Origin of the sequence: Spirulina subsalsa CS-330, assembly GCF_028330765.1 — a bacterium.
Classification (GTDB): domain Bacteria; phylum Cyanobacteriota; class Cyanobacteriia; order Cyanobacteriales; family Spirulinaceae; genus Spirulina; species Spirulina subsalsa_A.
In genome coordinates, this window is sequence record NZ_JAQMTY010000296.1 from 1 (window position 1) to 6,216 (window position 6,216).

The 6,216-nt window shown below is 53.4% G+C and carries 5 protein-coding genes and 1 pseudogene; 4 read left to right on the forward strand and 2 right to left on the reverse strand.

What is annotated here, in order from left to right; genetic code table 11:
* Positions 1–131: 131 nt before the first annotated feature.
* Positions 132–365 (reverse strand): annotated as a pseudogene (locus tag PN477_RS20340) (Rieske 2Fe-2S domain-containing protein); the annotation flags it as partial.
* 181 nt (positions 366–546) lie between these two features.
* Between PN477_RS20340 and PN477_RS20345 the strand changes: the two are divergent.
* The gene (locus tag PN477_RS20345) at positions 547–1,029 is read left to right on the forward strand and encodes a sterol desaturase family protein (protein WP_072622523.1); all 483 of its coding nucleotides are present in this window, start codon (positions 547–549) and stop codon (positions 1,027–1,029) included.
* Between the two features lie 152 nt (positions 1,030–1,181).
* Entirely contained in the window at positions 1,182–2,516 is a 1,335-nt protein-coding gene (locus PN477_RS20350; RefSeq protein ID WP_272115431.1) for a DUF2130 domain-containing protein, read from the forward strand.
* A gap of 135 nt (positions 2,517–2,651) precedes the next feature.
* On the opposite strand, the gene PN477_RS20355 is transcribed toward PN477_RS20350, so the two are convergent.
* Positions 2,652–3,683 carry a M42 family metallopeptidase gene (locus PN477_RS20355; protein ID WP_417158872.1) on the reverse strand — a complete coding sequence of 344 codons (1,032 nt, stop codon included), beginning with the start codon at positions 3,681–3,683 and terminating at the stop codon, positions 2,652–2,654.
* A gap of 22 nt (positions 3,684–3,705) precedes the next feature.
* On the opposite strand from PN477_RS20355, the gene PN477_RS20360 reads away from it, so the two are divergent.
* Together PN477_RS20360 and PN477_RS20365 are read left to right on the forward strand one after the other, a co-directional pair.
* Positions 3,706–4,728 (forward strand): aldo/keto reductase, encoded by a 1,023-nt coding sequence (locus PN477_RS20360; RefSeq protein WP_272115427.1) that lies wholly within the window; start codon positions 3,706–3,708, stop codon positions 4,726–4,728.
* 89 nt (positions 4,729–4,817) lie between these two features.
* Positions 4,818–6,074, forward strand: coding sequence for an efflux RND transporter periplasmic adaptor subunit (locus PN477_RS20365; protein ID WP_272115425.1), 1,257 nt, complete (start codon positions 4,818–4,820; stop codon positions 6,072–6,074).
* The last annotated feature ends 142 nt before the right edge of the window (positions 6,075–6,216 follow it).

Below are 6,216 nucleotides of genomic sequence, written 5' to 3' on the forward strand. Positions count from 1 at the left end.
GTAAGCCTCGTAGGTGACGAAAGTCAGGGACAGATTCGAGGCAGGAGAGTAAGGGTAGTTCCATGAGGATATCCCAAGAAAATACTAGAGATATCCTCATTATCATTTTTCTCTCATCACAAGGAATCAGCCCTACCCTTATGAAGGGCCACCCCTTTGTGGGGACAAGCATCTTCTAACGCCTGTAGCTGACCTTGGGTATCACGAAAGACAGCGATCGCTTGCCCCCAAATCTTGACTGGCATGACTTCTCCTGCCTTGAGCCGCGTTGACCAGGCCACCGGATACCAATAATTTGGATTTATCCCCGCTTCCCTGACCTGATTTTGCACGGTCTGACCGGTTAACGTTGGAGCCAGTTCCATCCTATACTCCTAGTTAAAATTTGTAACAATCTTTGAGCTAGGATCATAGCAGACTTTAGTTGCAATGATTCACTCAGCGCGTGACAGGCTTCAGACTGTCCTCAGTCTCGCAATCCTCCTCGGTTACAACTCCTTTAATCAAGACTTGCAACCCCTCGTATCATCCGAACCCAAAAATTCTATGGTCTTTATTCTCCTCTTCATCGCGGCATTCGTCTTTTCAAGCTTTGTTGAATACTGGATTCACCGCCTCATGCACGCCAACGCCCGCATCGGTCAACGCCACCGCGACCACCACCGCCGCAACGAAGGCCAAGGGGTGCTGTGGGAATTTCTCGACTATGTTAAAGGCGCGTTCGCGGCCATGCTCCCCGTCTTTCTCGTCTCCGTCGAAGCGGGTCTCGGTTGGCTCCTGGGGGCGATCGCCTACGCCGCCTTTTCCGCCTACGCCCACCAGTTACAACACGAAAACCCCACCAAATGCTTCTGGATGAAAATGCCCGTCCACTACGTTCACCACAAACACAATATGTGGCATCACAATTTTGGCCTCGGCGTTGACTGGTGGGATCACATCTTCGGCACCTATAAAGTCGTCGAATGGCCCACAGACCAAGAAACCAACGAACCCGAACGGGGCTACCTCACCCTGCGTTGGTGGTAATTGCGGCCCACACCAGAGGAGCGGATGCGATCGCGCTCCGTCTCCCTCTGAAAATTCGAGTCAGTCAAAAACAGCTTGAAAACGTTTCACCCAATCGCTTCAGGAGAGTAGATAATAATCTCAACCAGTCAAGATGGTACAGAAAAGTCGTCATGCCAGTCAAAACACCGAAAGTCACCTGCCCTAGTTGCTCCCACACCTTCGATTTGAGCGAAACCGTCCAGGACTTTTTAAGCCGGGAAAAAGTCGAACTACAGAAAAAACTGGACAAAGAAAACGAGAAAAAACAGAAGCAACTAGAGCAACAGTACCATCAACAACTAGAGCACATTGAAGCCGAACAGCGTCAAAAATCCCAAGACCTGACCCAAGCACAGGCCGCCCTCGAAGTGCAAAAACGGCAACTCCAAGCCGAAAAAGACGAACAGGCTCTCACCATTCAAAAACAAGTGAGCGAAATTCTTGAACAAGAACGGACTGCACAGCTTGCCAAACAGAAAAAACTAGAACAAGAGTATCAAGAAAAGCTCGATAAAAGTCAAGCTGAACAACGCCAAAAATCCCAAGAACTGACCCAAGCACAAGCCGCCCTCGAAGTGCAAAAACGGCAACTCCAAGCCGAAAAAGAAGAACAAGCTCTCACCATTCAAAAACAAGTAAGCGAAATTCTTGAACAAGAACGGGTGAAGCAGCTTGCCAACTGGAAAGAACAGGCGTACCTCGAAGTGCAAGAAGACTATAAACAAAAATCTCTCAGCAAAGATCTCAAAATCGAAGAACTGACCGAACAACTCACTCGCACGCAGAAATCCCTCGAAGACGCTCAACAAAAATCCACCCAAGGCTCCACTGAACTCGAAGGCGAAGCCCTCGAAAACCTTGCTCTCAAGACGATTAAATCCACCTTTCCCACGGACAAAATCGACAAAACCACCAAGGGTGCTCACGGTGTTGATCTCTATCAAAGCGTCATGCACAACGGTCAAAATTGCGGTTTGATTGTCCACGAAATCAAAAACACGAAGAACTATCAAAAAGATTGGATTCCCAAACTCAAAAAAGACATTGTTGAGAAAAAAGCGACCTGTGCTGTCCTTTTGACCAAAACGATGCCGGATGGGGTAGAGACAGGGTTTAAGTTTGAGGATAATATTTTGATTGTGGATTGGTTTTCGTACCGTTTGGCGGTGTCAATGTTGCGCAATCAGATGATCAAAATTCAAGAGAAAAGTCAATCCATTGAGATTGGTAATCGCTATGCTCTTGATCTTTGGAACTATGTCAATGGGGCTGATTTTGCGAATCAATTAGAACATGTGATCACACGCCAAAAAAATGCCCAAAAGCAGTTTGATGCGATGCGGAAAAAGTTCGCCACGTTTGAACAAAGTTTCGCCAATGCCATCCAAGCCCAAGAAGACCTGATTGGCCGTTTGGGAGCGTTTACGATGGAAACGGAAAGCTTGGAACTGCCGGAAGGTGTGTAGTCTGAGGGGAGGGATTGCTCTTCCTCCGGGTTGGCCCTGCTGCTATAGCACGAGCCAGAGCAGTTAGGACATTCAGAAACTCTGGAACAAGGGGCTTAAGCCCCTTGTCTGTCCTAACGAATTTGTCCACTGCTGTTAGATGAGGTACTCCTCAAGGAGGGTGATGCAGTGGGCGATCGCACCCAGCGGCGCAATTTCATAGCCGTGGGTGTTTTCCGTCGCGAAACCCAAGCAAGCCCCCCGCGCCACATGGCCGAATTTCATCGCGATCGAGGCATCACTACCAAACCCAGCGATCACAGCCTGTTGAATGGGAATGTTAGCCCGTCGCGCCCGGTCGGCGAGGTCTTGGGTTAAGCCTTCATCGTAGATGCCGTAGCCGTCTTGGTTGAGGAGGATCGGGGCGGTACTGTCTGCGATCGCATATTCCCGCGCCAACGGGCAAATCTCCAACGCGATCAAGGCATCGAGCCGCTGCCGTTGGGAAAAATACAACGCCCCCACTGCCCCCACTTCCTCCTTCGCCGAAGCCACCAGATAGGTGGTTTGCCGGGGCTGCGTCTCCCGCAATCGATGGGCCAAGGCGAGGAGAATTGCCACCGAAGCCTTGTTATCCAGCGTATAGCTCGCGATGTGATCCTGAAGACGGATCGGCTGTTTGCGGTGTTTGCCCACCACCACCCGACTACCGGGACGAACGCCAGCCACATCTAGCTGATCCGGGGTGAGTTTCGTCTCAATCCACGCCTCTTCCCAGCGCACCGGAGCATGATCCTGTTGTGCCTTTTGGGGGGATTCGTGGGACACATGGCGCGAACCGAAGGAGAGAATACCGCTAATCGTTTGGTGATCCCCCAAAATATCCATCACCCCTTCCCCATAAATCCAGGGAAACGAACCGCCCAACTTCCGCACCACCAATCGCCCGTTGGGTTTAATGGCTTTGACGATCGCACCAATTTCATCCTTATGGGCCGTAATCGCCACCGACCCCGCCTCCCGCCCCGCAAATTTCGCAATAATGTTGCCCGCCGAATCTTGCCAATAGTCCACCCCCAACTCCCGCAACTGGTTGAGGATGAACTGATCCACTTCTCCCTCCACACCACTGGGGGAATGGCACAGCACCAACGCCGCAATCTGGTTAAATAGGGAATCAAAATCCATCGGATCGCCTCCAGTCCTTACCATGAGTCAGCACCCTTCCTTCAATCGCTTTCAGTTTACCGAAGACCTGTCCATCTGTCCGTTGCTGAATGGGATGTGGCAAGTGTCCGGGGGGCATGGCAAGATCAACCCCAAACAAGCCGTGGCCCAGATGTTTGACTATGTGGATGCGGGGTTGACCACCTGGGATTTAGCGGATCATTACGGGCCAGCGGAAGACCTGATCGGGGAATTTCGGCGGCAACTGATCGCGCAACGGGGAGCGGCGGCGTGGGATGGGGTGCAGGCTTTTACCAAGTGGGTTCCCCGGCCGGGGGAGATGTCGCGGGACGTGGTGGAACGCAATGTCGATCGCGCCCTGAAGCGGATGGATCTGGACTGTTTGGATATGATGCAGTTTCACTGGTGGGACTATGGCGATCGCCGCTACCTCGATGCCTTGGGACATTTGGCCGACCTGCAAACCGCTGGCAAGATTAACCATTTGGGCCTGACCAATTTCGACACGGAACATTTACAAACGGTGCTAGATGCGGGGGTTGCGATCGCTTCTAATCAGGTGCAATTTTCGCTCATTGATCGCCGCCCTTTGGTGAAAATGGCTCCCTTTTGCGAGGCGCGGGGGGTGAAGTTGCTGGCCTACGGGACGCTGGGCGGTGGCTTGCTAACAGCGCGATTTCTCCACCAACAGGAGCCGAGCCGTTGGTCATTGAAAACCGCCAGTTTGGGGAAATATAAGCAGATGGTGGATGTGGGCTATGGTTGGCAACGGTTGCAGGCGTTGTTGCAGACCTTGGCAACCATCGCAACTAAGTATCAGGTGAGTATTGCCAATGTTGCGGTGCGCTATGTGTTGGAGCAGCCAGCGGTAGCAGGTGCGATCGTAGGCGCACGGTTGAGTATTGCCGAACATATTGCCGAAAATTTGCGCGTTTTCGAGTTTCAACTCGACGATGAAGATAAGTGGCAACTGGAAGCGGTGCTGTCCCAAGGGGATGATTTGTTTGCCGTGATTGGCGATTGTGGGGATGAATATCGGCGTTAGGAGACCCACAGATGGATCAGTTGGGAGCATGCTTCTAAAGCTAATATTAAAAAATATGTCAGACTGTTAAAAAAGTCTGGTCACGACCCATGCTGCAAATACAAAAATCCCGGTGGAAAGTGTGGTTCATCTTGCCGTGGGCCTTTGTCATTGTGGGCTGTCAATGGGAACGCAGTGGCCAAGCCCAACCCCAAGCCCCCGGTGATGAGCAGAATCAATTACCCCTCGTTGATGTGGCCGTGGCTGCCCCCAGTTCCACCCCGTCCACCTTGGCCTATTCGGGAACCACTGCGCCAACTCAGACGGTGGTGGTGCGATCGCGCAGTGCCGGACAACTTCTTCGCCTCACCGCTGACGTGGGGGACACCGTTGCCCAAGGCGCATTGATTGCCCAACTTGACAACGCCGTCCAACGCCTCGACATCAGCGAAGCCCAATCCGAACTCGCCGCCCGTCAGTTTGAAGTGGAACAAGCTAAAGCGGAACTGGCCGCCGTCCAAACCCAGGTTGAACAAGCCAAAGCCGCTTGGGAACAGGCGAAAGTCGATGCCGAACGCTACAAATCCCTAGCAGCGGATGGGGTCGTTTCCCTCCAAACGGCCGAACTCGCCGACACCGAACGCCGCACCACTGAACAGGTCTACAAAGCCGCCACCGCCCAAGTCCAAGCCCAAGCCCGCGCCGTGGATGCCGCCAATCGTCGGGTCAATGTCCAAGCTGCCCTGATTGCCCAAAGCCTAGAACGTTCCGACGATACGCGCCTTAATGCCCCGATTGCTGGGGTGGTGATGACCCGTGCGGTGGAAGCGGGGGACTTCATGCAGCCCGGCCAACCCATTTTAGAAATCGGTAATCTCAGTCAGATTCAAGTGACGATTCAAGTGTCCGATCGCGACTTAGCCCAGTTCCGGGTTGGACAAAGCGTGCAAGTGACGCTTGATGCGCTGCCGGGTCGCACGATTACCGGCCAGATCACCACCATTTCCCCCGTAACTGACCCAGCGGCGCGGCTTGTCCCCGTGGAAATTGCGATCGCTAATCCCGGCGGCGGCATTGGCAGCGGTCTCCTCGCCCGCGTCACGGTGAACACCCCCGATCGCGGTCGCTTACGCATTCCCGAAACAGCGTTGAACTGGTCAGCAGATGGGAATCAGGGGACGGTCTTTGTGCCGCGCACCGAGACAGCGGAAACGGTGGTGGAAGCCCGTCCGGTACAGGTGGGGCAGCGCAACAATGGCGAGGTGGAAATTTTATCGGGACTCGAACCAGGGGAAGCCTTTGTGGTGAGGAGCGATCGCCCCCTCAACGGTGGCGAAACCGTCCAGCGGAGTTTTCTGTCTCAGTGATTGGGTGCATCCCACTTTTGCAGATTCCCATGGCTCGCCAGGGAGCACCCTCATCCCCAGCCCTTCTCCCGCAGGAGAAAGGAGCCAAAAGCCCTCTCCTGAGGGAGAGGGTTGGGTGAGGGATTGCATAACTGGGATGCAC